The 26,883-nt window shown below is 55.3% G+C and carries 24 protein-coding genes; 16 read left to right on the forward strand and 8 right to left on the reverse strand.

The annotated features are described in order from the left end of the window. Window positions 1-2: 2 nt before the first annotated feature. From KB213_RS07660 to KB213_RS07675, 4 genes are read left to right on the forward strand one after another with little or no spacing between them, the layout of a single operon-like run. Window positions 3-995 (forward strand): NAD(P)H-dependent glycerol-3-phosphate dehydrogenase, encoded by a 993-nt coding sequence (locus KB213_RS07660; protein WP_211681859.1) that lies wholly within the window; start codon window positions 3-5, stop codon window positions 993-995. A 54-nt stretch (window positions 996-1,049) separates the two neighbouring features. After that, window positions 1,050-1,736: a TylF/MycF/NovP-related O-methyltransferase gene (locus KB213_RS07665; RefSeq protein ID WP_211681861.1), complete on the forward strand. Its 687-nt coding sequence runs from the start codon at window positions 1,050-1,052 to the stop codon at window positions 1,734-1,736. 25 nt (window positions 1,737-1,761) lie between these two features. Then, the gene (locus tag KB213_RS07670) at window positions 1,762-2,187 is read left to right on the forward strand and encodes an NUDIX hydrolase (RefSeq protein WP_211681863.1); all 426 of its coding nucleotides are present in this window, start codon (window positions 1,762-1,764) and stop codon (window positions 2,185-2,187) included. Window positions 2,188-2,243: 56 nt separating this feature from the next. Continuing rightward, complete coding sequence (locus KB213_RS07675; protein WP_211681865.1) at window positions 2,244-3,158, forward strand: dihydrodipicolinate synthase family protein; 915 nt, start codon at window positions 2,244-2,246, stop codon at window positions 3,156-3,158. 157 nt (window positions 3,159-3,315) lie between these two features. Here KB213_RS07675 and KB213_RS07680 read toward each other — a convergent pair whose 3' ends face one another. Next, window positions 3,316-4,539 carry a NupC/NupG family nucleoside CNT transporter gene (locus tag KB213_RS07680; protein WP_346266685.1) on the reverse strand — a complete coding sequence of 408 codons (1,224 nt, stop codon included), beginning with the start codon at window positions 4,537-4,539 and terminating at the stop codon, window positions 3,316-3,318. Window positions 4,540-4,662: 123 nt separating this feature from the next. Between KB213_RS07680 and KB213_RS07685 the strand changes: the two genes are divergently transcribed. The 5 genes from KB213_RS07685 (at window position 4,663) to KB213_RS07705 (ending at window position 12,767) form a co-directional block, all read left to right on the forward strand. Next, window positions 4,663-5,169 carry a glutathione peroxidase gene (locus KB213_RS07685; RefSeq protein ID WP_211681867.1) on the forward strand — a complete coding sequence of 169 codons (507 nt, stop codon included), beginning with the start codon at window positions 4,663-4,665 and terminating at the stop codon, window positions 5,167-5,169. Window positions 5,170-5,249: 80 nt separating this feature from the next. Further along, on the forward strand, window positions 5,250-5,498 hold the full coding sequence (locus KB213_RS07690) for a hypothetical protein (protein WP_211681869.1): 249 nt from the start codon (window positions 5,250-5,252) through the stop codon (window positions 5,496-5,498). A gap of 61 nt (window positions 5,499-5,559) precedes the next feature. Further along, window positions 5,560-7,119 (forward strand): murein biosynthesis integral membrane protein MurJ, encoded by a 1,560-nt coding sequence (murJ, locus tag KB213_RS07695; RefSeq protein WP_211681871.1) that lies wholly within the window; start codon window positions 5,560-5,562, stop codon window positions 7,117-7,119. 129 nt (window positions 7,120-7,248) lie between these two features. Next, on the forward strand, window positions 7,249-9,855 hold the full coding sequence (mutS, locus tag KB213_RS07700) for a DNA mismatch repair protein MutS (RefSeq protein WP_211681873.1): 2,607 nt from the start codon (window positions 7,249-7,251) through the stop codon (window positions 9,853-9,855). Then, window positions 9,852-12,767, forward strand: a complete 2,916-nt coding sequence (locus tag KB213_RS07705) for a [protein-PII] uridylyltransferase (RefSeq protein WP_282958319.1) — start codon at window positions 9,852-9,854, stop codon at window positions 12,765-12,767. Before mutS ends, KB213_RS07705 begins: the two co-directional genes overlap by 4 nt. Here the strand turns inward: KB213_RS07705 and KB213_RS07710 are convergent. Next, window positions 12,764-14,476 carry a tetratricopeptide repeat protein gene (locus KB213_RS07710; RefSeq protein WP_211681875.1) on the reverse strand — a complete coding sequence of 571 codons (1,713 nt, stop codon included), beginning with the start codon at window positions 14,474-14,476 and terminating at the stop codon, window positions 12,764-12,766. The genes KB213_RS07705 and KB213_RS07710 overlap by 4 nt on opposite strands. A 131-nt stretch (window positions 14,477-14,607) precedes the next feature. Between KB213_RS07710 and KB213_RS07715 the strand changes: the two genes are divergently transcribed. From KB213_RS07715 to KB213_RS07735, 5 genes are all read left to right on the forward strand, one after another. Then, window positions 14,608-14,931: a hypothetical protein gene (locus KB213_RS07715; protein WP_211681877.1), complete on the forward strand. Its 324-nt coding sequence runs from the start codon at window positions 14,608-14,610 to the stop codon at window positions 14,929-14,931. Window positions 14,932-15,002: 71 nt separating this feature from the next. After that, window positions 15,003-16,013: a hypothetical protein gene (locus KB213_RS07720; RefSeq protein WP_211681880.1), complete on the forward strand. Its 1,011-nt coding sequence runs from the start codon at window positions 15,003-15,005 to the stop codon at window positions 16,011-16,013. 22 nt (window positions 16,014-16,035) lie between these two features. Then, window positions 16,036-17,433, forward strand: coding sequence for a threonine synthase (thrC, locus tag KB213_RS07725; RefSeq protein WP_211681882.1), 1,398 nt, complete (start codon window positions 16,036-16,038; stop codon window positions 17,431-17,433). 70 nt (window positions 17,434-17,503) lie between these two features. Continuing rightward, a complete protein-coding gene (locus KB213_RS07730) occupies window positions 17,504-18,781 on the forward strand; it encodes a M16 family metallopeptidase (RefSeq protein WP_211681884.1) in 1,278 nt (425 codons plus the stop codon). Continuing rightward, window positions 18,778-20,112, forward strand: a complete 1,335-nt coding sequence (locus KB213_RS07735; RefSeq protein WP_211681886.1) for a TldD/PmbA family protein — start codon at window positions 18,778-18,780, stop codon at window positions 20,110-20,112. The genes KB213_RS07730 and KB213_RS07735 overlap by 4 nt, the downstream gene beginning before the upstream one ends. A gap of 55 nt (window positions 20,113-20,167) precedes the next feature. Here the strand turns inward: KB213_RS07735 and KB213_RS07740 are convergent, their stop codons facing one another. Further along, window positions 20,168-20,551: a DUF805 domain-containing protein gene (locus KB213_RS07740; protein ID WP_211681888.1), complete on the reverse strand. Its 384-nt coding sequence runs from the start codon at window positions 20,549-20,551 to the stop codon at window positions 20,168-20,170. Window positions 20,552-20,754: 203 nt separating this feature from the next. Between KB213_RS07740 and KB213_RS07745 the strand changes: the two genes are divergently transcribed. Further along, window positions 20,755-21,678: a Tim44 domain-containing protein gene (locus tag KB213_RS07745; protein ID WP_211681891.1), complete on the forward strand. Its 924-nt coding sequence runs from the start codon at window positions 20,755-20,757 to the stop codon at window positions 21,676-21,678. Between the two features lie 82 nt (window positions 21,679-21,760). On the opposite strand, the gene KB213_RS13010 is transcribed toward KB213_RS07745, so the two are convergent. From KB213_RS13010 to KB213_RS07760, 4 genes are all read right to left on the reverse strand, one after another. Then, window positions 21,761-21,889 carry a hypothetical protein gene (locus tag KB213_RS13010; protein WP_282958320.1) on the reverse strand — a complete coding sequence of 43 codons (129 nt, stop codon included), beginning with the start codon at window positions 21,887-21,889 and terminating at the stop codon, window positions 21,761-21,763. After that, window positions 21,886-22,851: a heme o synthase gene (locus tag KB213_RS07750; protein ID WP_211681893.1), complete on the reverse strand. Its 966-nt coding sequence runs from the start codon at window positions 22,849-22,851 to the stop codon at window positions 21,886-21,888. Before KB213_RS07750 ends, KB213_RS13010 begins: the two co-directional genes overlap by 4 nt. Further along, entirely contained in the window at window positions 22,848-24,053 is a 1,206-nt protein-coding gene (locus tag KB213_RS07755) for a hypothetical protein (RefSeq protein ID WP_211681895.1), read from the reverse strand. Before KB213_RS07755 ends, KB213_RS07750 begins: the two co-directional genes overlap by 4 nt. 133 nt (window positions 24,054-24,186) lie before the next feature. After that, window positions 24,187-24,843, reverse strand: a complete 657-nt coding sequence (locus KB213_RS07760) for a class I SAM-dependent methyltransferase (RefSeq protein WP_211681897.1) — start codon at window positions 24,841-24,843, stop codon at window positions 24,187-24,189. Window positions 24,844-25,005: 162 nt separating this feature from the next. Here KB213_RS07760 and KB213_RS07765 point away from each other — a divergent pair, with 162 nt between their 5' ends. Then, window positions 25,006-25,212: a hypothetical protein gene (locus KB213_RS07765; RefSeq protein WP_211681899.1), complete on the forward strand. Its 207-nt coding sequence runs from the start codon at window positions 25,006-25,008 to the stop codon at window positions 25,210-25,212. On the opposite strand, the gene gshB is transcribed toward KB213_RS07765, so the two are convergent. After that, entirely contained in the window at window positions 25,209-26,195 is a 987-nt protein-coding gene (gene gshB, locus KB213_RS07770) for a glutathione synthase (RefSeq protein WP_211681901.1), read from the reverse strand. The genes KB213_RS07765 and gshB overlap by 4 nt on opposite strands. Window positions 26,196-26,883 lie beyond the last annotated feature (688 nt).

Below are 26,883 nucleotides of genomic sequence, written 5' to 3' on the forward strand. Positions count from 1 at the left end.
TCATGACCGCGCCAAACGCAACGCACACCCGCCCACATATCGCCGTCATAGGTGCTGGGGCATGGGGCATCGCGCTTGCCTGTGCAGCTGCTCGCAATGATGCCGACGTCACCCTCTGGATGCGCGGCCCCGTCCCAAAAGACACGCGCAACCTTCCCCGCCTGCCGGATATTTCCGTTCCAGACAACATTACCCTCACGAACGACTTCCCGCACACGGCAGATGTCGTGCTGCTCGTCACACCCGTTCAAGCCAGCCGCCATATCTCAGAAAAGCTGGAAAAAGTACTCGCCCCCGGCATTCCCGTCATCACATGCTGCAAGGGTATGGAAGCCACCACAGGCCTCCTCCCCCTTGATGTTTTGGCGCAAACCATGCCGAGCCGCCCAAGCGGCGTCCTATCAGGGCCAAATTTCGCCATCGAAGTCGCACAGGACCTCCCCGCAGCCGCTACCTTAGCCTGCGCAGACTTCACACTCGCCCAAAACCTCGTCGCCCTGCTAAGCACCCCGACCTTCCGCCTCTATGCCAGTGATGATGTCACCGGCGTGCAACTCGCTGGAGCCACCAAAAACGTCATTGCCATTGGTGCCGGCATTACCATCGGCGCAGGCTTAGGCGAAAATGCCCGCGCGGCCCTCATCACACGCGCCGTCGTCGAAATTGGTCGCTTGGCTGAAGCTATGGGCGGGCGCGCTTCAACGCTGACCGGCCTTTCTGGCATGGGAGACCTCATCCTCACCTGCACCGGGCGCGGCTCTCGTAACTATTCCCTCGGGCTAGAACTTGGCACAGGCTTTAAGCTCTCACGCATCCTCGCCGCCCGCACCACCGTTGCAGAAGGCGTGCTCACCGCCCCCACACTGCGCGAGCAAGCCGCAAAGCTGGGCGTAGCAACGCCTATTATTGATACCGTAGCCCAACTACTCTCCGGCGAGATCACACCGGATCAAGCCCGCACGCTCCTACTAGACCGCCCGCCCACTGTCGAATAACCTAACTTTGAAATAGCCGAAGGTCTTTTACGCATGTGGATGAGAAACGAAACAATGCGTCGCTTCTTGGGTGGAAACCGCATCGCCCGCGCTCTGACCTTCGGCGTACAAAACCGCCTCCAAATGGCCCTGCTCAAAGGCCATAAATCCCCCCGCACCCTCAAGCGCCTCGCCCAATGCGCCCGCACAGCACATTCTTTGCTCAGTACGGACGAAGCCTTTACCCTGCATGAAATCGCGCACGCCCAAACCGCACTACCCGGTGATTTCGCAGAATTCGGCGTGTATCGTGGCGCCTCCGCCGCCCTAATCGCCAGCGTAAAAAAGAACAAACATCTCCATCTTTTTGATACGTTTGAAGGCCTCCCCGAAGGCACGCATGCCGCAGAACGTAAGGTCTTCCAAGAAGGTCAGTTCACAGGCTCACTCCCCGCCGTACAACACGCGCTGCGCCACTATAACGGCCTCTCATTCCACAAAGGCTTTTTCCCCAGCACAATAGCAGGGTTAGAAGATCATCGCTTCGCCTTCGTCCATCTCGACGTTGATTTGCATGACGCCACCCGCGATGCCCTCGCCTTTTTCTACCCGCGCATGGTCTCAGGTGGCATCATTCTCACACATGATTATTCCATCATCCCCGGCGTTGCGAAGGCATTTCAAGACTTCTTCGCAGAACGTCCGGAACACATCATCGAACTGACCACCACACAGGCGATGGTTGTCATTCATCCGCGCTAACACCCCATACCCAAAGCACACGCACATGAGCCTTCCAGAAAAACGGATACTCCACATCGCATCCGCCATCTTAGACGATGGTAATGGGCGCCTGCTTCTCGTCCGCAAAACTGGAACACCATGGTTCATGCAAGCTGGTGGGAAAATTGAACCGTCAGAGAGTGCCGTGCAAGCACTCTGCCGGGAGTTAAACGAGGAATTAGGGCTAAACATCTCTGAAACTCAGCCGGAACCTCTCGGCACTTTTACCGCCATCGCCGCGAATGAGGCAGAAACAATCATTGAGGCCGCACTCTTTTTTCTACGCATCCCGGCATCCGTAACCGTCGCCGCGGAAATTGATACTGCACTTTGGCTCACACCGGATGAAGCCGAGGCTTTCCCCCTCGCACCACTCACGCGCGACCACGTCCTACCCATCGCGCGCGAAAGATGCCGTCCACACACATAAAAACATAAAATCGGCTCTTATGAGCGCAGCATTTTGATCAAAATATAGGGTTTACCATGTCTATTTTTAACGGCCTCTCAGCCTTTCCCATCACACCAACCAACGAACAGGGCATTGTCGATACTGATGGCGTTTCACGCCTCTCAGCCCACCTTTCCTCTCACGGCGTCCACTCCATCGGGTTACTCGGCAGTACCGGAGGCTACGCTTATTTAAACCGAACAGAGCGCCGCCGCGCCGTACATGCTGCCGCCACAATACTAAAAGGTAGAACGCCTCTCATCGTCGGGATCGGCGCCTTACGCACCGATGATGCACAGAATCTTGCGCGTGATGCCGCCGAAGAAGGCGCTGATGGCCTATTATTGGCCCCAATGTCTTACGCCCCTCTGACTGAAGAGGAAGTGTACCAACACTATGCCGCTGTTGCTAAAACGACATCTCTACCGCTTTGCGTTTACAACAACCCCGGCACAACACATTTCACGTTCCAGCACACCCTTCTAGAGCGCCTCGCCGATATCCCCACTATCGCAGCGCTCAAAATGCCCACCCCTACAAAAGAAAACATCGCTCAGGAACTCGCGCATCTAAAACAGAACGCTACGGGACGACTTACCATCGGATACAGCCGCGACTGGCTCGCTCCCGAAGCTTTACTTGCCGGTGCCGATGGCTGGTTCAGCGTTTTAGGCGGTTTTCTACCGCACATCGCCTTAGCGCTGACAACTACCGCTCAGGCTGGAAACACCCGCAATGTAGAGCAATACCAACGCTATCTCGCCCCCATCTGGGCGTTATTTCAAGAGCATGGCAGCCTGAAAGTCGCGTATGCTGCCGCCAATATTTTGGGCTTCACAAATGCCCAGCCGCCTTTACCTATTCTGCCACTACCCCAACAAGACCGACAAAATTTAACTTATGCCCTCCAGAACACGGCGACTTTCCACGATTCCAGCAGTAAAGCGTAAAGACAAATGGAAGGGGCCACGTCTTCTGCTCCCCCTTCCGCAAATCGCTATCCAAGGTCAGTAACAATATATTCAATCAAATACGCCACAATCAATCTATTACCTTAATTTATATAATATACTTAATATATCAACACTTAAGAATAACCACCCCACATCACACCAATAACCCCGCAATTACAGCACTCATAGCGTTCGACAGCGTACCCGCAATCACAGCACGCCCAGCCAATACAGCAACATCACTCCGTCGCTCTGGCGCAGCACTGCCAAACGCCCCAATCAAAATACCAATCGTCGATAAATTCGCAAAACCACAGAGCGCAAACGACAAAATCGTTACCGTATGCGTCGAGAGCGCATGCGCATGGATCATCGGGGAAAGGCTCGCATAAGCGACAAACTCATTGAACACGATCTTCTGACCAAACAGCCCGCCCGCCGTCACGGCCTCATGCCAAGGAACCCCCATCAACCAAACAACCGGCGCTAAAACCACACCAAGTATCCGCGTCAATGTCAGGCCCATACTCCCCAAAAGACCATCCACCAGCGCAATCAAGCCCACAAAGGCGACCAGCACAGCCCCCACCGCCACAGCAATCCGCACGCCATTCATCGCGCCATCCGCCAAAGCCTCGAAGACCGTACCATGACGGCGCACCATATGCTCCAAAGCCGCCGCATCCTCCCGCTCACCGGGGAACAAAATGCGTGAGAACAGCAGCCCACCCGGAATAGCCATCACAGATGCCGCCAAGAGGTCCGTCATCGGCACCCCTAATGAGGCATAGCCGGCCAAAACAGACCCCGCGACAGACGCCGTCCCACTACACAGCACCGTCGCCAAAACACGGCGCGGCAAACGGTCCAGCGTATGCTGCAACGCCACAGGCATCTCGGTCTGGCCCAAAAAAATGGTCAAAACCGCAGAGAAACCTTCCATCGCGGTCGTACCCAGAATTTTTGAAACAACACCACCAATCCCACGAGCAAGGAGGCGCAAAACGCCATAATGCTCCAACAGCGCCAGTAATGCCGCAACATAGACAATCTGCGGCAACACACGCAGAGCAAAAACAAACGCTCCCCCGCCGAAAAGATCATCCATCTTTGGTCCAACGAGGCCGCCAAACAAGAAGGCACTCCCCGCCCCCCCAAAGGACAGAATCCACCCCACCGCATCCGATAAATGACGTAAAAAGGCCGCTCCCGGCGGGCTCCAAAGGATCAAAAAGCCCAAAATCGCCTGCATGATCAACGCCTTAATCACAAAACGCCAATCAATCGCCCGCCGGTTGGTGGAGCATAAAACTCCCACGACTAACAGCGCGACAATCGCCACCACAGCGCGAAGGCAAGACACAAGGGCTTCTGACACAGCGGGGACTTCCCTTTCACATTCAAAACATGGCGAAACTGTTCGCAGACGCGCCAGATGTCCAGCCCTCTCGTCATCTCCGCTCGAGAAGACTACACTCAGCCCATAATCTGAGGAGGAACCATGCCCAGCATTTATGACTTCAGCATTCCCGCTCTCGAAGGCGGCATGATTGATTTATCCGCTTATCGCGGCCGCCCTCTTCTCATCGTCAACACGGCCTCGAAATGTGGCTTCACTCCACAATATGAAGGCTTACAACATCTATGGTCCCTCTACGGGCGAGACCGCGATAACGGACTGGCCATTATCGGCATCCCCTCTAACCAATTTGGCAACCAAGAACCCGGCTCGTCCGAAGAGATTGGTGCGTTCTGCCACCGCAATTATGGCGTAAGCTTTCCTATGGCTGCGAAAGCTGATGTGCGTGGCCCAGAAGCGATTCCCCTTTTCCAATGGCTCCGCAGTGAGGGTGGCGTGCTGTCTATTCCGCGCTGGAATTTTTACAAATATCTAATCACCCCCCAAGGGCATCTGTACAAATGGTACACCCCCCTCACCAAACCCGAAGGACAGCGCGTTGAAAATGCCGTACAGCGCCTTTTACTCTCATGTACCAGCGGCACATAAAGCCTCCAAAACGCTTTTTCCTTGACGGATCGTATCGAAACACGCCAGCTTCATGACAGTTGAATGACATGGAGCACCCCATGACCGCCCCTTCGCAGAGCGCTACGCTCAAACCCCTCCTCCCCCTGCTGCTCGTCGCAGCGCTCGGAGCGCTCTGCCCGGTCGTGGCCCACAATGTTGACCACTTTCTCTCAGCATCCGGCACATTCTGGGCCAGTGTCATGAGCATAGCGCAAGTCGCACTCTTGGTTGTTAGCCTCGGCACGCTTTCGTCCATGCGCCTCGCGCCACAACAGCGCGTGCACCGCCCCCAGTACACACGCCACTAATCCAAACTTCACCCGATTCCCTCGGTATCGTCTGACCGCTTGTTAAGCTAAAGACGATTCCATGATTCGTAATTTTCTGACTGTCGGCGGCTGGACCATGCTTTCGCGGGTTCTCGGCCTCATCCGTGACCAGCTGCTGTATAATTTCTTGGGCGCAGGCCCGGCGCTTGATGCATATTTGGTGGCTCTGCGCCTGCCCAATATGTTCCGCCGCCTCTTCGGTGAAGGCGCGCTCAACGCCGCGTTCGTGCCCATGTTTACGGGAAAATACGAAACAGAAGGCCATGACAAAGCCCTACGCTTTGCAAGTCAGGCCCTTTCAGCGCTGGTCGCATGGCTCGTTATTCTGACGGTGATCTGTGAAATCTTCACCCCCATCGTCATCTCCCTCACATCCGATTTTCAACCCGGCGGAGATCGCTTCTCCCTCGCGGTCGCTCTGACACGCATCACCTTCCCCTACATGGTGCTCATCTGCGCCGCCGCACTCGTCGCCGGGATTTTGAACGGGCGCGGCTATTACAGTGCAGCTTCAGCAGCCTATCTGGCCTTTAACGTTATCGGCATTGCCTCAACCTATATTGGCTATTGGGGCTGGCATGATGTGGTCTTCGCCTCAGCATGGGGCGTCACCATTTCAGGGGCCGTGCAACTTGGCGCCTTACTCTGGGCGACCAAACGTGCCGGTATTCTACCGTTCCTTTTACGCCCAACACTCTCCCCCGATATTCGCCAAATGCTCCGGCGCATGGGACCGGGATTACTCGGCTCCGGCGTGACGCAAATCAACCTCACGGTCGATACCATCATCGCCACGAAACTCCCCGTCGGGGGCGTATCCATTCTGTACGCGGCTGATCGACTAAACCAACTGCCGCTCGGCGTTTTGGGAGCTGCGGCAGCCACAACACTCATGCCGGTCCTCTCCAAACACGCCGCCACGAACGACGCAGCAGGTGGGCGCGCCAGCTTAAACCGCGCCCTCAATTACGCATTATTGCTTACACTTCCTGCCACCGCAGGGCTTATCGCCCTCGCCCCGATCCTCATGACCGGGCTCTTCGCTTATGGGCACTTCTCCACGCAAGATGCCCTCCTCGCTGCCGAATGTCTGCGCGCTTATGCTGCGGGCCTGCCAGCTTTTATTCTCATTAAGGTCCTATCCCCCGGCTTTTTCGCCCATGGCGATACGAAAACCCCCGTCCGCATTGGCTTCTTCACACTAGCCTTAAATCTGGGGCTAAACCTCGCACTGTTCCACCCGCTCGGGTATCTTGGGCCACCACTCGCCAGCACCCTCGCTGCCATTGTTAACGTGCTCTGCTTGGCCTTCATCCTCCACCGGCGTGAAGTCTTCCAGCCAGATGCTGCCCTCATCAAACACGCAACCCGAACCTTTGGGGCGGCGCTTCTCATGGCTCTCTGGGTTGCCGCAGGACAAAAACTTCTCGCCCCGTATGTCATCTACCAACACGGCCTCTTACGCGTGATCGTAATGGCGTTCCTCGTCGTACTCGGAGCCGCCATTTATGGCGGTGCACTGGATGCACTCGGTATTGTCAAAATCAAAGATGCCGTAGCAGCGTTGCAAAAACGCATCGCCCGGCGGCGTAGTCGCTAAAACATCCATGACAACCGGTTCACACCTCTCACGGGAAACGGTATTGAGGCCCTTTTTTATGCTCAACCGGAGATAGGACCCATCGGTTCCCTCAAGCCCCCGTCATCCGCCGCCAAGGCCACTCCGGCCATGGCACAGTGGTTCGCCCTTAAAGAACAGGAGCCAGAAGCGCTCCTGTTCTTCCGTATGGGTGATTTCTATGAGCTTTTCTTTGCTGACGCACAGGCTGCCGCCCATGCGCTCGACATTGCGCTCACCACGCGCGGCTCCCACGCGGGCGACCCTATCCCCATGTGCGGTGTCCCCGTTTCGGCCGCTCCGGCTTATCTCGCACGCTTAATCCGCCGGGGCTTTCGTGTCGCGGTTGCTGAACAAACACAAGCACCACAAAAGGGTCAAAAAGGCCCCCTGCCACGCGCCATTGTCCGCGTTGTCTCCCCCGGCACGTTGACCGAGGACGAACTTCTCGAAGCAGGCCGCGCGAACCTCCTCTTCGCGGTTGCCCCCTCGCCCATGCGTGGTCAAAGCCAGACACTAGGCGCAGCATGGATCGATATTTCCACAGGCGCATTTGAAACGGCGACGACCTCCCAAGACGCCCTGCCCGAACTGCTGGCCCGGCTTGACCCAACCGAAATCCTCTCTATCCCGGATCTCCTGCCGCCCGAACACGCGCAGCGCCTCGCCCCCGTTCCCAGCATTCCCTCACTCGACAGCGCACGCACACAAATCTCGCGCGCCTTTAACGTCGCTCAGATTGAAGCGCTCGGGGATTTCGCACCAGAACACATCATCGCTTGTGCCATGGTGCTCGGTTATGTCCAGCGCAGCCAAGCCGGTGCGCTACCGCGCATTTCACGCCCAACCACACAAGGGCTCGACGGCGTACTCGGCATTGATCCCGCAACCCGCCATAGCCTCGACATTTTGCGCACACGTGACGGCGAAACCAAATACAGCCTGTTCGGCACCGTCTCCCGCACCACCACTGCGGCAGGCTCGCGCCTTCTTGCCGAGTGGCTATCCTCACCTCTCACAGATGCCGCCGCTATCACCGCCCGCCAACAGGCATGGCTCTGGCTCAATGAGCAATCCGGCCTCAATGATGGCCTCGCCACTATTTTACGCCGTACCCCCGATGTCGCACGCGCCCTTGGCCGCCTGTCTGCCCAACGTGGCCAACCACGTGACCTCGCCGCCCTACGTGATGCGCTCATTGCAGCGGATGACACCACAGCACTCCTTCAGCCTCTCTGCACGGATGCCACACCACACCACGTCCGCACTCTTTTCGCCGCGCTCTATGGCCGTGCAGAAGGCTTACTCGCGCGCTTACAATCTGCTCTAGCAGAAGAACTCCCCGCACGGTTGGATGATGGCGGCGTCATCGCCAAAGGCTATGATGAAGAACTCGACCACCACCGCAGCCTGCGCGATAATAGCCGCCGCGTTATTGCTGGCATGCAAGGTGACCTCAGCGCGCGCTTCGGCATCAATAGCCTGAAAATCAAACACCACGCACAACTCGGTTACGTCATTGAAGTCCCCGCCACACATGGCACCAAACTGCGTGACAACCCCGAACTCTCCTTCCGCCAAGGCACAGCCAGCCTCGCACGTTTCACGACAGAAGAACTCGCAACCTTAGACCAAGCCATACTCGAAGCCGCCGACAAAGCCTCCCGCCGGGAACGGGCGCTCTTTGACGGCCTCTGCACGCAAGCCCTCGCAACACCCGCGCTCGAAGACGTCGCCCAAGCACTCGCAACACTGGACGTCCTGCGCGCCTGTGCGCTCTTGGCACAAGGCGGCACTTGGTGCTGCCCACAGATCACCAATGGTACAGACTTCACGCTCACCGCCTGTCGTCACCCCGTCGTTGAAGCGGCCATTGCTGAATCTGGCTCTGCGGATGCACGCTTCATCCCTAATAATTGCTCGCTAGAGCCTGACCGGCGCGTGATGCTCCTCACAGGGCCGAACATGGCTGGTAAATCCACCTTCCTACGGCAAACAGCTCTTGCGGTTATTCTGGCACAATCTGGCCTACCCATACCGGCAAAAAGCGCGACAATCGGCGTAGTAGACCGCCTTTTCTCCCGCGTAGGTGGCGCAGATGACCTCGCACGCGGCCGTTCCACCTTTATGGTGGAAATGACCGAAGCTGCGGCCATTCTGAACCAAGCAGGACCACGCTCTTTGGTCGTCGTTGATGAAATCGGGCGCGGCACTTCAACGCTAGATGGCCTCGCCATTGCATGGGCCACACTTGAGGCCCTTCACGGCCATCTCGGCGCTCGCACCATCTTCGCCACACATTTCCACGAACTCAATGCCCTGACCGATGCTCTGCCACGCCTGCAAGCCTGCACCATGGCCGTGCGGGAATGGCGCGATAAAGTCGTCTTCCAGCATGAAGTGCGTCCCGGCGCTGCGCGCAAAAGCTGGGGCCTACACGTCGCACGCCTCGCGGGCGTTCCTGCTACTGTTATTGACCGCGCCTCACGCCTACTGGCCACGTTAGAACAACAACACGCCCAAAGCCGCCCGTCTTTGCCATTATTTGATGCAGCCTTAGAGGCTCCCGCACCCGATAACCCACCCGCGGCCCCCTCCGAGCCTGATACGCTGCGTGAAACCTTGAAGACCTTCGACCCAGATTCCATGTCTCCTAGGGAGGCCTTATCAGCCCTCTATGCGCTTAAAGAACTCGTCACGACCGGAGAGAACACTTGAAAAACGTGACACAATCGGGCGAAGATCAGATTCTTCCCGCTGCTAAGCTTACGGAAAAAACCCTGTCCGACTCGCGCTCTCATCGCCTCGCTGGCGACACTCAGCCCCTCTCCCCGCTCCATGCCTTGCTGGAGCAGCTTGACGCGCCGCAGCAGACTGCCACCGCCCCCCACTCCGGTGGTGAGATCCCGCGTGACGAGATTTTGATGGCTTTGCGCCGTCACCTCGGTGCTGGACAGGCTGAAATCCGTGAACATTTCGAAAAACGTCGCCTCAGTGGCGTTGCCGCGGCCCATGCCCTTGCTGCCCTGACGGATGAAGCCATCCGCGCCCTTGTGCTATTTTCCAAGGCCCGCATAAATACAGCCGATAGTTCAGGACAAAGCCGCCTTTGCCTTTGTGCAACAGGCGGTTACGGTGCAGGGCTTCTCGCTCCTTTCAGCGATATTGATGTCCTTTTCCTCACGGATGAAACACCTTCTCCCGCAGCAACCGCACGTATTGAGTTTATTCTCTACGCTCTGTGGGACTTAGGCTTACGCGTTGGCCATGCCACACGCTCTCTCTCCGACTGTATTCATGACGTCGCCACTGACATCACCATTCGCACAGCTTTACTCGACCTGCGTCCCATTTGCGGTGACCTTGCTCTCGCCGCACATCTGCGCGGCCGACTGAGCGAAGACTTACAAGAGCGAACACTCGCCAACTTTATTGACGGTAAAATCCAAGAGCGCGGTCGCCGCCATAAACGCCTGGGCGATACGCTCTCCATGGTCGAGCCCAACCTTAAAGAAGGCCGCGGCGGCTTACGTGACCTCCAAACGCTGAACTGGCTAGGACGCGCCGCCCTCGGCTGCCCCGTACCCCTCACAGGCACGGAAGAAGAGACAACATCACAAGCCGCACATGGCCCGTCTTTCGTTTCTCTTGGCTTCCTGACAGACCGGGAAGCCCACCGCGCACGCCGCGCATGGAACTTCTTTTGGACCGTACGACTGCATCTACACTACATCACAGGCCGTGCTGAAGAACGCTTAACCTTTGATGTCCAACCCATCATTGGGGGCCGCATGGGTTACGCTACCCATGGCCGCCAGCGTGGGGTTGAGCGCTTTATGCGCCATTACTTCCTCACCGCACGCGATGTCCTGCGCCTTACCTATCTGCTTGAGCCAATTGTGCTCACACATCTCGAAACACGCCAATCTGGCACTACTGCCCTCACAGCCCCCGGCCCGGAAGGCTTCCAAATGATTGCAGGGAAACTCTTTCCCGGCCATCATATGGACTTTGCCGATAATCCGCGCCTCATGTTCCAAATGCTGGACTGCGCACGCCGCCATGAATGTGAAATTCATCCCTTGGCGCTGCAACAACTCATCCGGCACGAACGCTATGCCGTCTCCCTACGGGACGACCCAGAAACCGCTCATTTATTCCTAGAACTGCTCCGCGCACCTAGCCACCAGCCGGACAGCCCAGCACCATTTTGGCTTCCCATTCTCAACGATACAGGTCTCCTCGGGCACCTTTTGCCAGATTGGTCACGCGTTGTCGGGCAAATGCAGTTCGACAGCTACCATATCTATACCGTCGACGAGCATATTATTGAGGCCGTACGTATCCTCGGTGAAATTGAAGCCGGGCGTATGGCAGATGAAATCCCGCTAGCCTATGAACTCACGCGTGATTTATGGTCGCGCAAAGCCCTCTATGTTTCCGTTTTGCTGCATGACATTGCCAAAGGGCGCGGCGGTGATCACTCTGAAATTGGCGCCGAGCTAGCCCTCGATATTTGCCCACGTCTCGGCCTAGACCTTGAAGAAACAGACACCGTTTCTTGGCTTGTCCTGCACCATCTCTTACTGTCACACACCGCTTTCACACGCGATATTGATGACCCGCGCACCATTCTGGATCTGGCCGATACTATCCAGTCCCCTGAGCGCCTCAGACTGCTATTACTGCTCACCATTGCCGATATGCGGGCCGTCAGCCCAAAAGTCTGGAATGCGTGGAAAGCGACCCTCCTCCGAGAGCTTTATTCTCGCGTAGCCGAAGTCCTTGAAGGCGGCATGGCCGCCTCCGAACAAGATGGACGCGTAGCCCATTCCCGCCAATTAGCCCGCGAAAACCTCACCGAGTTGCTCCCAGAGGAAAGCATCCAGCAGTTCCTCGAATTGGGCTACCCCAGCTATTGGCTCGGCTTTGACACAGACACCCATATCCGCCACGCCCGCATGGTCCATGATTCAGACCGCTACCATGCCCCTATTACCGTAGAAGCCACACCCATCCCTGACCGTGGCGTCACAGAAATGACCATTCTCTGCGCGGATCACCCCGGGCTTTTTGCTCAGATTGCAGGTGCCATTGCTGTCGCAGGTGCATCCATCGTTGATGCCCGCATTCATACGTTAAGTGATGGCATGGCCCTAGATACATTCTGGGTACAAGACAACCAAGGCTGCGCGTTTGAAGACCCGCACCAATTGGGCCGCCTCAATACCCTTATCGAACAAGCGCTCTCTGGACGCTTGAACATCCCTAAAAGCTTAGCTGAGACACAACGCTTCGGCATGTCCCGACGTATGCGCGCTATTCATGTGCCTCCACGAGTTGTCATCGACAACGCCGCCTCTGACCGTCATACCATCATTGAAGTCAATGGCCGTGACCGCCCCGGCCTCCTATATGACATCACCACCGCCCTCAGCACAGAGGCCCTGCAAATTGCGTCTGCCCATATCACCACATACGGCATGCGCGCGGTGGACGTCTTTTACGTCAAAGACTTACTCGGCCAGAAGTTACGCGAGCCAGAGCGTATCCGCCATATTCGGGACGTACTCCTGACATCCCTAAAAACGGCTCCAACGACTGAAAGCGCTATACCTGCGCCTTTCTAGCCCTTTCCACGGCCCCACTGCTCCAACGCTGCCACGAGTTTATCCATGACTGGTACCCAGCATTCTGGTGGTGGGGCCGCAGAGTGCGGTTGAAAAACCTTTTCACATGACCCGTACCACGCCTTTGGCTGCCGCCAACGCCAATCCCCACCATAGCGATTAAGCAGCCATAAAGGGCGGCCAATCGCCCCAGCAATATGCGCCACGAGCGTATCCACCGAAATCACCAGCGCACAACGACCCACTTCACGAACTAGGTCATCCAAACTCTCCAGCGTCGGTTGCTCCAACCCCGCAACCTCTGCACCGCGCTGCAAAGAGACCAAACGAATACCACCAACACCCTGTAACGGCGCCAAGCAATCCCACGTAACAGAACGTCGACGGTCAAAACGATATGTCGCGCTGCCAGCCCAACACACACCAACACGCAAAGGCTCTATTGCAGATGAACTGTGCAGATAAGGCGCAGAGGATGGTGCCCCCTCCTGCAAAACAGCCGGCAAACTTAAAAGACTAACACGCGCATCAACAGGGCCGTCCCCGTCCAAAATACGCTCTTCAGGCACGTGCTGCATATACCGCGCTAAAACGGCGATAGGCCCACGCAAGCGCACAGGACGGCGCCGCACGGCCTCCTGAAGATAACGTAGAAACTGAACCTGATCGCCTAACCCTTGCTCTGCCGTAATCTCAATAGGGCCAATTCCGGCCTGCCCATCCCATAACGGCACATCCAATAATGACGGCGGCACCAAAGCCCGACGCGCTTCAAAATCAGCCCAGCCCTCCGCATAACGCCCCTGCCCCAAACGCAATGTTCCACGATTGAAGCGGCTTCGCGCCTGCAAGCCCCCCGTCTCACGCTGCATTACGGCCTCATACACCGCTTCTGCGCGCTCCGCTTCCCCTAGTTCTTCCAACAGCGTGGCCAAATTATTCACAATAACACTGCTCTGCGGCGCCTTCACCAAGGCCGCCTCCATGTCTGCACGCGCCGCCTCTAACGCACCACATGCCATACGCACCAACCCGCGCGTATTAAGTGTCTCCGCCGTGTCAGCCCCCAAAGCAACGGCACGTTCGAGAGCAAAATGTGCCTCATCCAAATAAGAGGGCGTCGCCAAGCTTCCCTGATAAAACGCCACACCAAGATTAGCCCATGCCCGCCCATCCGATGGCGTCCGCTCTGCGGCACGACGAAAACATATAATCGCTGTTTCTAACGCCCCTGCCTCTAAATGCAGCTCAGCCAAACGCGTCAAAATTGGCGCATCATCCACCGCCAACGTCACCGCATGTTCCAAAGCAGAGCGTGCTTCTTGGGGGCGACCTAAGGTCACCAAAGCTTCGGCTAACCCACTTAATGCCCGTGGATCACAAGCATTGAGAGTACGTGCGACGGAAAATGCTGCCCGCGATGCCTCAGCCTGACCACACGCTAAAAGAGCCGCACCCAAAGTAATATGATACCGTGCCCTCTGTTCATCCGTAACAACTGCACAACGCAAAGCACGCCCGACCAAGGCGACCGCAGATGCTGCATTCCCATGATGCCGCGCACAACAAGCGAGCCCATGCCACGCTTCTGCTTGCTCTGAATCCCGCTCTAATATCGTACGGAAAATATGTTGAGCATCCTCAACTTTTCCTTCTGCCAATAATGCCAACCCATCATCAGCCTCAGCCCGTGCAGAATTTTTCGTCATCTTTAAAAACTGTCGGTTTTTTTCGTTTAAAGCTAGCCCATACTTTCCTCCACCTTGAGGGTTAGTACTTTATTTACCAAATACTGCGCACTCTATGGACACAGAGGAACCTAGCCCGAGGAGAAAACCCTGTGTTTCTTGAACAGAAAACCGGCTCAGCCCCCGGCCTTGTTTACGCAACAATCCGCCGTGGAACGACGACACGAACCTTCGCCATCGAAGTCCGCAAAACAGACACAGGCCATTTCACCGCCCTAATGCCCGATAAACGCTGGTCCATTGAGTGCCATACGGAAGATGCAGCCCTAATGATGCATGCTGCCATACTATTCCCCACAGAACATACACACTCACCATGGCTCTCCAACCCTTATGCTGCCCCCCGCATTCTAACGCGCCTCAAAGAAGAAAATGCTTCAACAACACAGCGCATCAAAGAGCTAACATCCGCATAAAAACACCACTTATAAACCAGCACCGTCTTTTTACTTGCCAAAGCGCGCAGAGGAGACAATCTCTTTACACCATGAGATATGCCTCCCACCTGCGCCACGCACTTGCGCTGTCTTTTGCAGCCGCAACGCTCGCTTTAGCCCCTGTCATCCCAGCGTATGGTTCTACCCCGCAACCTCCGCCATCCATCACGGCAGATACAGCTTTTCCTACCCTTGCCGCGGGGAGCTTACTCTCCTTAGACGACTCTACGCTCCTCGGCCTCACCACGCAGGGGCAAGTGGCACTCGTGGATGATACTCACGTCATCCCATTGACGTTGACCGAAAATAACACGCCTATTGCCCCTACCTTCAGCGCACTAGCAACGAACGACAATACGGTCTGGGGCCTCACCGCCGCCCCACAGCCAGAACTCTACGCCTTTACAAAAAATGGCACCGTCAACGCGCATATCACTCTCAAAGGCGCAGCCCTCCCTACAAGTCATCTCAGCGCCTTTCAAATACGAGGTACAACCGCATTCCTCGTCGATGAAGGGAGCCCAGCCCTTATCGTGGCCTCTCTTCAAACAGGCCATACACAGCGTTTCTTAACGGCAGATGCATCCTTAATTGGCCGCAAAGCCCTCAAGAAAAACGGACAAATATTACGCAATGCCCAAGGCATCCCTAGCACTGGGGGCAATGTCCGTTTCCTGCTCCAAAACCATACACAGCAATGGCTCTTTTACGGTCCAGCCTGTGGGCCACTCTACCGTATTGACCCCACCCTCTTCACCGATCCTAATTTCACACCGGTCGAACAGGTGGAAGGCATTACGGAATGGTGGAAGCCCCCTAGCCTTGGCGGCATCGCGCTTCTCCCAGACGAAACCTTCCTCATGGCTGATATTGATCACGGCGCCCTCATCGCTTTCGGGCCGAGTCGCCTTCCCAGCACGCTCTTAACCGACCCACGCCTGACGCATGCAACCGCTATGACCGTACTTAACCCCGCACCACAGCACAGCGTAGTCTTGAAAATTGCCGTTCAAACCATAGAAAACGGCGTGCCGCATATTCTGCGCATCGCCTTGCCCTAACTCTGCGTGATACAGTCCTGACATGCGTTACCGATCGACACGGGGAGGCCTCGCCGCCAACGCCCCGAACTTCGCCGATATCCTCCTCGCTGGCCTCGCCCCTGATGGCGGGTTGTTCATGCCTGAGAGCTGGCCCCAGATTGACGCCGATACCCTGCGTGAATGGCGCGCCCTGCCATACGCAGACCTCGCGGCCGAAGTCATGGCCCCGTTCACCGCTGGCGCGATTGAACGTGATACGCTCCGTAACATGGCGCGGGACGCTTACGGCCGCTTTGCTCATAAAGCCGTCGTACCACTCACCGAAGTGGAACAAGACCTTTACGCGCTCGAACTTTTCCACGGCCCGACCCTCGCCTTCAAAGATATGGCGATGCAAATGCTCGGCCGCCTCTTTGATCATGTCCTGACAGAGCGTGACCAACGTGTCACGATCGTCGGCGCAACCTCAGGCGATACGGGTTCCGCCGCTATTGAGGCTTGCCGTGGCCGTGAGCGCCTGCAAGTCGTCATTCTCCACCCCAAGGGACGCACGTCTGACGTGCAGCGCCGCCAAATGACCACTGTGCAGGATGACAACATCCTGAACATCGCGGTCGAAGGGGATTTTGACACCTGCCAAGACATCGTCAAAGCGATGTTCGCAGACACAGCCTTCCGTGATGAAGTTTCGCTTTCAGCCGTAAACTCCATCAACTGGGCGCGTATCGCAGCACAAATTCCCTATTATGTACGCTCCGCCCTAGCGCTTGGCGCACCGGACCGCGAAGTCTCCTTCGCTGTCCCAACGGGCAATTTCGGCAATGTGCTCGCAGCATGGGCCGCAAAGCAAATGGGCCTGCCCATTCGCCAACTTTGCGTCGGGTCCAACCGTAACGATATCCTCACGCGCTTCCTACTTTCCAACGATATGAGCGTGCGTGGCGTTGAGCCAAGCCTCTCACCATCAATGGACATTCAAGTCTCCTCCAATTTCGAGCGCCTCTTGTTCGAAATGCTTGATCGTGACCCAGAGCGCTGCGGCACAATCATGAAAGAGTTCCGCAGCACGGGCCGTATGAACGTCCCACAAGATGCGTGGCAGCGTATTCGTACCCTCTTCAACGGTAAAACCTTGAATGATGACGAAACCAGCGCCGCCATGCGTAGCTTCTATGCTGAAAGCCAATATCTGGCGGACCCACATACTGCCATTGGCCTTGCTGCCGGGCGCGCGTTCCAAGAACCGGGCATCCCGATGATTGCCGCAGCCACGGCACATCCTGCCAAGTTCCCTGCGGCTGTCCATGCCGCAACCGGCCTTGATGCAGCACTCCCCCCACATCTGGCGGACCTGCACAGCCGCCCTGAGCGGTATGACAGCCTCAGCAGCGAACTCGCCACGATTCAAAACGCTGTTCGCGCTCACATCAACCGCTAATCCATTCCCTGCACGGGTTTAACCCCTAACCCGTGCAGAATTCTCTTCCCCTCGGTTACAAGTACACTAAATGCCTCATACCCTCCCCGACACCATCAACGTCACAACACTCGATAACGGTCTGACCATCGTCACCGAACGGATGGAGCGCGTTGAAACCGTCTCCTTCGGTGCGTATGTCTCCATCGGCACACGTGACGAAACAGCCGCTAATAATGGTGTTTCGCATTTCCTTGAGCATATGGCCTTTAAAGGAACAGAACGCCGTTCTGCCGCCCGGATTGCCGAAGAAATTGAGAATGTCGGTGGATACATCAACGCCTATACTGCCCGTGAAACAACGGCTTATTATGTCAAGCTGTTGAAAGAAGACCTCGCACTTGGCGTTGATATTATCGGTGATATCCTCACCCACAGTACCTTCCTAGATGCCGAAATTGAACGCGAGCGCGGCGTTATTTTACAAGAGATCGGTCAGGCGAATGACACGCCGGATGATATCATCTTTGACCACTTCCAAGAGCGTGCCTTCGCCGACCAGCCCATGGGCCGCCCGACGCTTGGCACAGAAGAGCTCGTCGCCAATATGACGCGTGAGACCCTAATGGGCTACATGCGTGAACACTACACTACGCACAACATCACAATTGCTGCCGCTGGCAATCTGCACCATGAAGACGTTGTCGCACTGGTAAAGACCCACTTCGCGGACCTCCCAACCCATAACGCCCCCCAAACCCGCCATGCGGATTACACAGGCGGCGATCACCGCACGGTCAAAACACTGGATCAGGCACATCTGCTCCTTGGCTTCCCGTCCGTAAGCTATAAAGACCCTGATCATTACCCGGTCATGATCCTCTCCACCCTCCTCGGTGGCGGCATGTCTTCGCGCTTGTTCCAAGAAATCCGTGAAAAACGCGGCCTTGTGTATAGCGTTTATTCCTTCGCTTCTCCCTTTAATGACAGCGGCATTTTCGGCATTTACGCGGGCACGGGTGAAAGCGAAGCTGCCGAACTCGTACCTGTCATGATCCATGAACTCCGCCGCTTACAAGACGGGCTTTCAGTTGAAGAACTAGGCCGCGCCCGCGCACAGCTAAAGTCTTCTCTGCTGATGTCTTTGGAAAGCACCAGCAGCCGCTGCGAACAATTGGCTCGCCAACTCCAAATTCATGGCCGTGCCATTGCCACCAATGAAACCATTGAGCGCATTGATGCCGTTACGGAGCAGGACATCTTACGCGTTGCTAAAACGCTCTTCGCGGGCAAACCCACCTTCACCGCCATGGGCCCCATCAGTAAGGTCCCATCAATCGAAGATATTGCAGCAAAGTTAGCCGCATGATCGATACCACTCCCGTTGAAGCGCTCCTTCAAGCCGCAAAACGCCACGGCGCGGATGCCGCAGATGCTCTTCTCATCCGTGATGATTCGACCTCTGCCCTTATCCGCTGCGGCACGCCCGAAGGTATTGAGCGCTCTGAAAGCGTGCGTCTTGGGTTGCGTGTCTTCCGTGGTCAACGCTCAGCCAGCGTCTCCACCACGCTGCTGGACCAGTCCACCTTTGAACAACTCGCTGAGCAAGCCTGTGCTATGGCGCAATTCGTGCCGGAAGACCGCTTCAGTGGATTGGCAGATAACGCCCTTACCGGACGCTTTGACGCTTCAACGTTAGATTTAGATGACCCCACAACGCTGGATATGGACACATTGCTGGACCGTGCCCGTGAAACAGAGAGCATCGCCCTCTCTCACACGGGTATCACCAATTCCAGCGGGGCTTCCGCCGGACAAGGCCGCAGCAGCATTGTCCTAGGCACGAGTGCTGGCTTTATCGGTGCTTACACACGCACCAACCACTCACTCAGCACCAGTGTTCTCGCCGGGAGTGGTGCCACTATGCAGCGCGACTACGCGTTCCACAGCGCCACCCATCTGAGTGACCTTGAAAGCCCCGCAACCATCGGCAACCGCGCAGCAGAACAGGCTATAGCGCGCCTCAACCCCACCCGCCCACGCACCGGGACGTATGACGTCATCTATCACCCACGCGTCGCGGCTTCCCTTATTGGACATCTCATCTCAGGGATTAACGGGGCATCCATCGCACGTGGCACGTCTTTTCTAAAAGACGCACTGCATCAGCCCGTTTTGCCCCGCGGCATGACGTTACGTGATGATCCATTTTTACTACGTGGCCGCGCTTCACGCCCCTTCGATGCTGAAGCCTGCCTACCCGAAGCCCTAAACCTTGTCGAAGATGGCATATTACAGCACTGGCTCCTCGATAGCCGTAGTGCACGCCAGCTTGGCCTCAAGAGTAATGCACGCGCTAGCCGCGGCACATCCGGCCCACCATCGCCCAGCACCACAAACTGTTTTCTGTCTCCCGGCACACTCTCACCAGAAGAGCTGCGTGCTGACATAAAAGAAGGCTTCATGGTCACTGAATTAATGGGCTCTTCCATTAATATGCTAACCGGTGACTATAGCCGTGGTGCTTCAGGCTTTATGATCCGTAACGGTGAGGTTGCTGAACCCGTCGCGGAAGTGACCATCGCCGGGAACCTACGGACGATGCTGGCCAACCTTGTTGCCGCTAATGACCTAGAGTTCCGCTCTGCCCTCACGACCCCAAGCCTACGCGTCCATGGGATGAGCTTAGCGGGCGCCTAATCAAGCATTAAAGGCCTTTCCTGTTTTAGGCAGGAAAGGCCACCTCTCGAAAGACTTAAGATTTATAGGGCCATCCAAACTTGTTGGCTCCTTGTGTACCCGGAAGACACATAAATACGAGTACGATGAGTCCCCCAAAAAAAGGTATAAAGTTCAACAATGCTAAAAAACCGCTTAAATCTTGATCATGGAAACGACGCACCACTAATGCCCAATGCGGTATAATAGAGATCAATCCCCAAAACCCTAAAACGATATAAAATAAGGTGGCCGCACCACCATTGTCTTTCATACCCATAGCGATGGATATAGCTAAAATAATCATTGAAACAACAAAAATAGCTATAATCGTAGACAAAATATATAACCAATACTCACTACGCGAAGAACGACCTGAAAAATCAAAGTACCTTTTATAGGGCACAAAAAACCATTTCATATAATAAAATCCTTAATTTTGAGTATTAAATATTTTTACAAACACCCCTAATGTCAAGCAAATTATCTTATTTGCTCATTATTTTTGATATCATGTCCCACGTTATAATGTCATAATCCTATAATAATTTCTCATTCCTCCTTCCCTTCTGCCATAATTTCCCTACATGCTAGAAACGTAGTGAGACCCCTTGGTAGGAAAATATGTCCCGTTTTCGCTTTGTTGCGCTTACCGCTGCCCTTCTTTGTGCCTTTGGCACGGCTGATGCTCGCCCGGGCGGCGGGGCCTCGCTAGGGAGCCGTGGCTCTCATACATGGAGCGCACCACCGCGCACCAGCATCACCCCGAGCTGGACCCGCCCGATGGACCGCTCCATGACGCCTGCGCCAAGCCCCAATACATTTGCTTCCCCAAATGCCGGCTTCAATACGCCACGTCCGGTGACACCGCCTTTTAACAACTACGGCGCACGCCCCTCCTTCGCTGCACGCCACCCCTTTATGACAGGAGTCGCTGGAGGCTTCTTAGGTGCGGGCCTCTTTGGCATGCTGAGCGGACATGGCTTTTTTGGTGGCTTCGGCGGCGGCACATCATTTTTTGGATTTCTGCTACAAGCCCTCCTATTTGGCTGGCTGATCACCTTCCTCATCCGACGCTTTACCAGAACCTCACGAACAGAAACGGCTAATACCGCGTTTACACCGTCATCCAATAACGGCGCTTACACGCCAACCAATGATGACTATAACGCCTTCCAGCAGCTCCTTTTGGACGTCCAGTCTGCATGGAGCGCCCAAAATATGCGCGCTTTGTCCAACCGGGCAACACCTGAAATGGCGAGCTATTTTAACGAACAACTCTCCGAACTCGCCAGCCGTGGTGCCCGCAATATCGTCTCCAACGTACAATTCCAACGTGGTGACCTGTCCGAAGCCTGGCGTGAAAATGGCCTTACCTACGCCACCGTTGCTATGCGCTATAGCCTGACGGACGTCACCACCGACAGCTTTGGCAATGTGATTGATGGCAGCTCCACAGAGCTTCAAACCGTCACTGAACTCTGGACATTTGTTCGCGCGGATGGCCGTGGAAACTGGATCTTATCCGCCATCCAACAAGCAGGCTGACCTGCCCTTAAAAAGATGAGCTTCCCACCATATGTTGGGAAGCTCATAGAAAAACATGCGACCATTTTGCAGACTATATGAATTAAAAACGTATCAACGTAATCACATAAATAATAACAACGAATAGACCGACACCACCGACCAGACCAATAATTCTGCTTTTGTGCCGAGCACGTGCTGATACCGCTTGAGAAGCGTCACTCTTCGTCATGCTAACAAAACCCGATCAACCAATAAGCCACAAAACAGCAAAAACAAATATGCCAATGAATACCGGAACGCGAAGCGTGCTGGTACATCCTTCGTCAAGCTTACTCCACGTTCATCTTGCTCATCACGCAGCACACGCACCGCACAGGCAATAAAGCCTACATCCAGCAAAGACGTCGTCACGGTATAAAACCACCCGCATTCATGCGTCACAGACGGCGCTAAAGAACAAGCGGTAAGAATAAAAGTGTAGAGCAGAATTTGCCAACGCGTATGACGTGCACCACGGACAACAGGCAACATCGGTATCCCCGCCGCGTCATAATCCTTACACGCGTAAAGCGAGAGCGACCAGAAATGTGGTGGGGTCCATAAGAAAACAATCGCAAACATCGCCACAGGCAGAACGGACAAACTATCCATAGACGCCGCCCAGCCAATCATCGGAGGAAAGGCACCCGCAGCGCCACCAATAACAATATTCTGCGGCGTACGACGCTTAAGCCACATGGTGTAAATGACGCTGTAGAAGAAAATGGAAAACGCTAAAATACCGGCAGCCAGTGCATTCGTTGCCAAACCCAGCACCACAACGGATAATACAGACAGCACAATCCCGTATAATAACGCGCCCTCTGCCCCCATCCGCCCATCGGGAATAGGCCGGGTCGCTGTACGCCGCATCACAGCGTCGATGTCACGATCGTACCACATATTAATAGCACCCGCGGCGCCTGCACCAATGCAAATACACAAGATCGTAATGAGGCCAAGCGGAATAGAAGGCCATTTGGGTGCTACTGCCATACCCGCAGCACCCGTAAAAACAACCAACGAAATAACCCGGGGCTTCAGAAGCGCCAACCATTCACGCAGCGAGGATTCTCCGCCCGCTCCCGGCTCACTCAAAAGAGCTACAAAGGGCTGTGCACGCAATGCGGCAAACGCGTTCGCACCACTCATGATGAAACACTCACACGCTGCTCAGCCTGAGCTTGAACGAAACGCCAACCGAGAACAATGCCAACAGCCACAAAACCCAGCAGACTAACGCCCATCACAGCGCCCCCAATAACCTCCAGAGATGGCGTTAAAGAACACAACGCCCCCAGAAGAGTTACCGCCGCATGCCCTCGGCATAACCACCCCGGCACACGCCCTCCAGACAAACTGCTCAGCCATGCATAAAGCCCGCCACATACGGCCATTAAACTGCCAAAAGCCGCCGCCGAGTGACTGCCCTCAACCATGAGCAATGAAGGCCCCCAACCGGCCGTTAGCAGTAAAAGGGCACCCAGCCCCCAATACGCCACACCGTCCAAAGAGCGACGCTCAACCCAGACATCACGCAACAGCGCGCCAAGCATCACGAAAGCGGGGAGCATCTGCGTTGCCCATGTCATCGCCTGTACAATAGCCTGCGGATAGGGTTGAAAAATGCTGTCCAGCCAAAAGATTGGGCCGAGTACGCCCGCACACGCAAAAGCATACGGTGCAACACGCACACTGAGTGCTCCCCGCCCCACGGGCAATAAAGAGCATGTCAGCCCCAATGCTGGCACCAACATCAAAGCGGCCTCTGGCATTTGCAATACATGCGCAAAAGACGCTGCCGACATAACATGCACATCACGCGGCGCAGCTCCCAAAACGGACAAGGCTGTGCGCGTGATCATTGCGGCCAGTGCGGGGGCGACAACCACAACACCACATGCTGTCACCAGTAATGCCCAAACCATCGGCGTTAACGCCCGAAACGCCTGCGAGCGCCCCTCTAGCACTGTCACGATAATATCCAGCGCAACAGCCACTGCACCTAATGCCCATAACAATAAGGACAGCAAAGGCAAAAGCGGCAACAGCACAACACCAGAGGATAAGAGGCCAAAACCCGCAAACGACATACCGGGCAATAATGTGCGTTCTACACCCAGTTCTTTCGGCAATAGAAGCTGACCAAAGCCGCCCAAACACGCTGGCACAACCACAAAAAAGGCCATTAAAATGCCGTGGCACAAAACCAAACCGGGCGTTACCGCAAAGCCGCCCTCAGGGACAGCAAGAATACCACCCAATAAGCCTGCAAAAAGTGCCAATAACACATAAGAAATGCCCAGCTTTTGCACTGAAAAAGCCGGGCGTGACGTAATGGCCGGGAACAACATGATCGCGCAGTCTGTCCTTCTTCAAGGCGCCTCGAACAATGAGGCTTTATGACAGCGAGCGTCGGAAGTCTCGGCGCCGACTCTTTAGGAGATCAGTGCCAAACGCCGATCAGGCGACCAGGGCTGCAAAATGTTATTTAGAACCGTCGTGCGGTAATGTCACGAGCGTAAAGAACCCCATAGGCGGAACAGGGCGAATACTTGCACGTGCCAAGTCCTCTGGTGGCAATAAAGTCTCAATCGCGAAATCCGTATTCCACCCCAAAGACCGTGATGCCTTGGCCGTGCCGCGTTCAATCGCCAAGCGCAAACCGCCTTGCGCTAAAAAATGATTCACAAACAAAATATGCCCGCCGGGACGGACAATTCGTTTCAACTCTGCCAGCAAACGATCCGGATGTGGCACCACAGACGCCACAAACATCGCCACCGCAATATCGAAACTATTATCTTCGAAGCGCGTGGCTTCAGCATCCATCTCAACAAGGTCATCAATATTCGTCAGACCTTTTTGCAGCACACGCATACGCGCACGCTCCAGCATATCTTCTGACAGATCAATCCCTGTAATGCGCTTATTTTGGTTATAAAACGGCAGGGCCAAACCCGTACCAACACCCACTTCGAGCACACGCTCACCGGGCAAAGCGTTTACTTCAGCTACCGCGCGCTTACGGCCCATTCCTGAAACACGGCCGAACACGGTGTCATAAACACGTGCCCAACGGCGATACGCCGCTTTTACGGCTTCAGCATCAAGCGCTGATTGGGGCGATGAAGGTGAGGACATACGTGATGAAACCTTCTGTCTCCGCTCTCTGTCACACCGACAAAGAGACTATGGGCGGATAGTTGGCCTCTTCTTGCCCTTGTCAGGGGGCCTCTGGCAAGACATGGTATGTCGTAGTTTCTTGTGTTCGTGCAAAAAAAACAAGTATGGGGGCTCTCCACGATGCTCAACATCATCCTGATCTGCTTCGTGGCGCTTATTTGGCCAACAGTCTACCTGCTCTATTTTAAGGACACATTACGCCCGTGGCTTGATAATAAGCTCACAAAGGACAAACTCCCCGAGACAACGCCCGAGGAGTTTACCGCCGCCTATCCCTTCAAGGAAAAGCCACAAACACCAGCTAGCAAAGAGAAACAGGACGTTTAAGACGCCCCCAAACGACGTTCAATCGCGTCCCAAATCAAGCCGGCACTATTAATTCCGTCAAAACGGTCCAATTCTTGCAAACCGGTCGGTGATGTCACGTTAATTTCGGTCAGCCAATTGCCGATGACATCAATACCCGTGAAAATTAGCCCGTTATCGCGCAGATAAGGGCCAATTGCTTCACAAATCTCCCGGTCACGCTCGGTCAGATCCACACGCACTGCTCGGCCACCAACATGCATGTTTGACCGTGCTTCACCCTCCGCAGGCACACGATTAATCGCACCAATCGGTTGACCATCAACTAGAATAATCCGCTTATCCCCTTGCCGCACGGCAGGTTCATAACGCTGGATCATCAACGGCTCGCGTGAGCGCGCAAAATGCATTTCCAGCAAGGACTTCAAATTTTCGTCACCCGGCTTAATACGGAAGATACCCGCACCACCATTACCGAAAAGTGGTTTCACAATGATGTCTTTATGGACATCACGGAACGCTTCAATCTCCTTCGGACTCCATGCAATCAAGGTCGGCGGCATCAAATGTGGAAAATGCGTTACCAGCAATTTCTCTGGCGCATTCCGTACGGCAGCGGGGTCATTGACCACCAAAGAGCGCCCTTCACCCACACCATGCACATGCTCCAGAAGATGCGTCGCCGTAATATAGCCCATATCAAATGGTGGGTCCTGGCGCATCAACACCACATCCGTGCTGGCAAGTGACAACATCTCTTCCGCACCGAACGTCGCATGCGCCCCTTGCTGACGGCGCACCTCAACGGAGCGTGCACGCGCACGCAAACGCCCGGCGACATCACCAGCCTCCCCCTCAGATAAGCTCAGTTCCGTCACGGGATAAACCCAAAGCTTATGCCCTCGTGCCTGAGCTTCCAACATCAAAGCAAACGTGGAATCTCCATTAATATCGACCTGCTCAAGCGGGTCCATCTGCACGGCGACGCGAAGGGAGGCTGCCATTTGTCTTATCCTTAAAAACCATCATCAGCACGGCTAAACCGCGCCATTTTCGAACACTCTAAAACAGAACCGCCGCAACCGTAATTGCCTAAAATGCGCAAAGTATTTTTTCAGGCCTAAGCCAAAATAAAAGACGCGCGTATCATGCGTTATACAAACGCGCTTATTCTTATGGCGGCACTAGGCTCATTCCTCAAAGTAGAAGAGGAAGCTTGCTTCGATGTGGATTGTAGACATGAATGTGTGAGCGCAGCGGTCATATCTGGTGGCAATACGCCGCCATTTTTTCCGCTTGGCGCACATGTTGTCGATCACGTGACGCTTTTTATTAAGATACCAGTCGTAAGGCGGCTTTGATTACCGGTTCTTTTTTGACAGGATACAAGCAGTTCAGTGCCGCTCTAGGAAAGAGCGTCTAATGCAGTTGCTGTCATATCCCGGATGACTTCTTCTGTGTCGTTGGGCATATCTGCCAGAAGTATATCTGCTCCCTTGAAGTCACTGACCTGCTGGCAGATGCAGCCGGACCGGACTACCCGGAGCGTCACACGCCGCATGAAGCTTTGAGTTCAGGCCGCCTTGTGTTCGCCCGATATGGCGAAGAAAAGCCCTTTTTTGAGCCGGGACGCTGATGGCCGGTGCGCTTTGAAATGTATTGCATCGATCATCAGCCGCTTACCCCGAACAT

Origin of the sequence: Neokomagataea anthophila (assembly GCF_018122595.1) — a bacterium.
Taxonomy (GTDB): Bacteria; Pseudomonadota; Alphaproteobacteria; order Acetobacterales; family Acetobacteraceae; genus Gluconobacter; species Gluconobacter anthophilus.

What these genes read in the sequence shown, in the direction of transcription:
- mutS (WP_211681873.1), top strand. Translation starts at nt 7,249, where the DNA reads ATGGCACAGTGGTTCGCCCTTAAAGAACAGGAGCCAGAAGCGCTCCTG.
- KB213_RS07735 (WP_211681886.1), top strand. Translation starts at nt 18,778, where the DNA reads ATGATCGATACCACTCCCGTTGAAGCGCTCCTTCAAGCCGCAAAACGC.
- murJ (WP_211681871.1), top strand. Translation starts at nt 5,560, where the DNA reads ATGATTCGTAATTTTCTGACTGTCGGCGGCTGGACCATGCTTTCGCGG.
- KB213_RS07685 (WP_211681867.1), top strand. Translation starts at nt 4,663, where the DNA reads ATGCCCAGCATTTATGACTTCAGCATTCCCGCTCTCGAAGGCGGCATG.
- gshB (WP_211681901.1), bottom strand. Translation starts at nt 26,195, where the DNA reads ATGGCAGCCTCCCTTCGCGTCGCCGTGCAGATGGACCCGCTTGAGCAG.
- KB213_RS07740 (WP_211681888.1), bottom strand. Translation starts at nt 20,551, where the DNA reads ATGAAATGGTTTTTTGTGCCCTATAAAAGGTACTTTGATTTTTCAGGT.
- KB213_RS07765 (WP_211681899.1), top strand. Translation starts at nt 25,006, where the DNA reads ATGCTCAACATCATCCTGATCTGCTTCGTGGCGCTTATTTGGCCAACA.
- KB213_RS07750 (WP_211681893.1), bottom strand. Translation starts at nt 22,851, where the DNA reads ATGAGTGGTGCGAACGCGTTTGCCGCATTGCGTGCACAGCCCTTTGTA.
- KB213_RS07745 (WP_211681891.1), top strand. Translation starts at nt 20,755, where the DNA reads ATGTCCCGTTTTCGCTTTGTTGCGCTTACCGCTGCCCTTCTTTGTGCC.
- KB213_RS07665 (WP_211681861.1), top strand. Translation starts at nt 1,050, where the DNA reads ATGCGTCGCTTCTTGGGTGGAAACCGCATCGCCCGCGCTCTGACCTTC.
- thrC (WP_211681882.1), top strand. Translation starts at nt 16,036, where the DNA reads ATGCGTTACCGATCGACACGGGGAGGCCTCGCCGCCAACGCCCCGAAC.
- KB213_RS07755 (WP_211681895.1), bottom strand. Translation starts at nt 24,053, where the DNA reads ATGTTGTTCCCGGCCATTACGTCACGCCCGGCTTTTTCAGTGCAAAAG.
- KB213_RS07690 (WP_211681869.1), top strand. Translation starts at nt 5,250, where the DNA reads ATGACCGCCCCTTCGCAGAGCGCTACGCTCAAACCCCTCCTCCCCCTG.
- KB213_RS07710 (WP_211681875.1), bottom strand. Translation starts at nt 14,476, where the DNA reads ATGACGAAAAATTCTGCACGGGCTGAGGCTGATGATGGGTTGGCATTA.
- KB213_RS07675 (WP_211681865.1), top strand. Translation starts at nt 2,244, where the DNA reads ATGTCTATTTTTAACGGCCTCTCAGCCTTTCCCATCACACCAACCAAC.
- KB213_RS07760 (WP_211681897.1), bottom strand. Translation starts at nt 24,843, where the DNA reads ATGTCCTCACCTTCATCGCCCCAATCAGCGCTTGATGCTGAAGCCGTA.
- KB213_RS07730 (WP_211681884.1), top strand. Translation starts at nt 17,504, where the DNA reads ATGCCTCATACCCTCCCCGACACCATCAACGTCACAACACTCGATAAC.
- KB213_RS13010 (WP_282958320.1), bottom strand. Translation starts at nt 21,889, where the DNA reads ATGACGAAGAGTGACGCTTCTCAAGCGGTATCAGCACGTGCTCGGCAC.
- KB213_RS07670 (WP_211681863.1), top strand. Translation starts at nt 1,762, where the DNA reads ATGAGCCTTCCAGAAAAACGGATACTCCACATCGCATCCGCCATCTTA.
- KB213_RS07720 (WP_211681880.1), top strand. Translation starts at nt 15,003, where the DNA reads ATGAGATATGCCTCCCACCTGCGCCACGCACTTGCGCTGTCTTTTGCA.
- KB213_RS07660 (WP_211681859.1), top strand. Translation starts at nt 3, where the DNA reads ATGACCGCGCCAAACGCAACGCACACCCGCCCACATATCGCCGTCATA.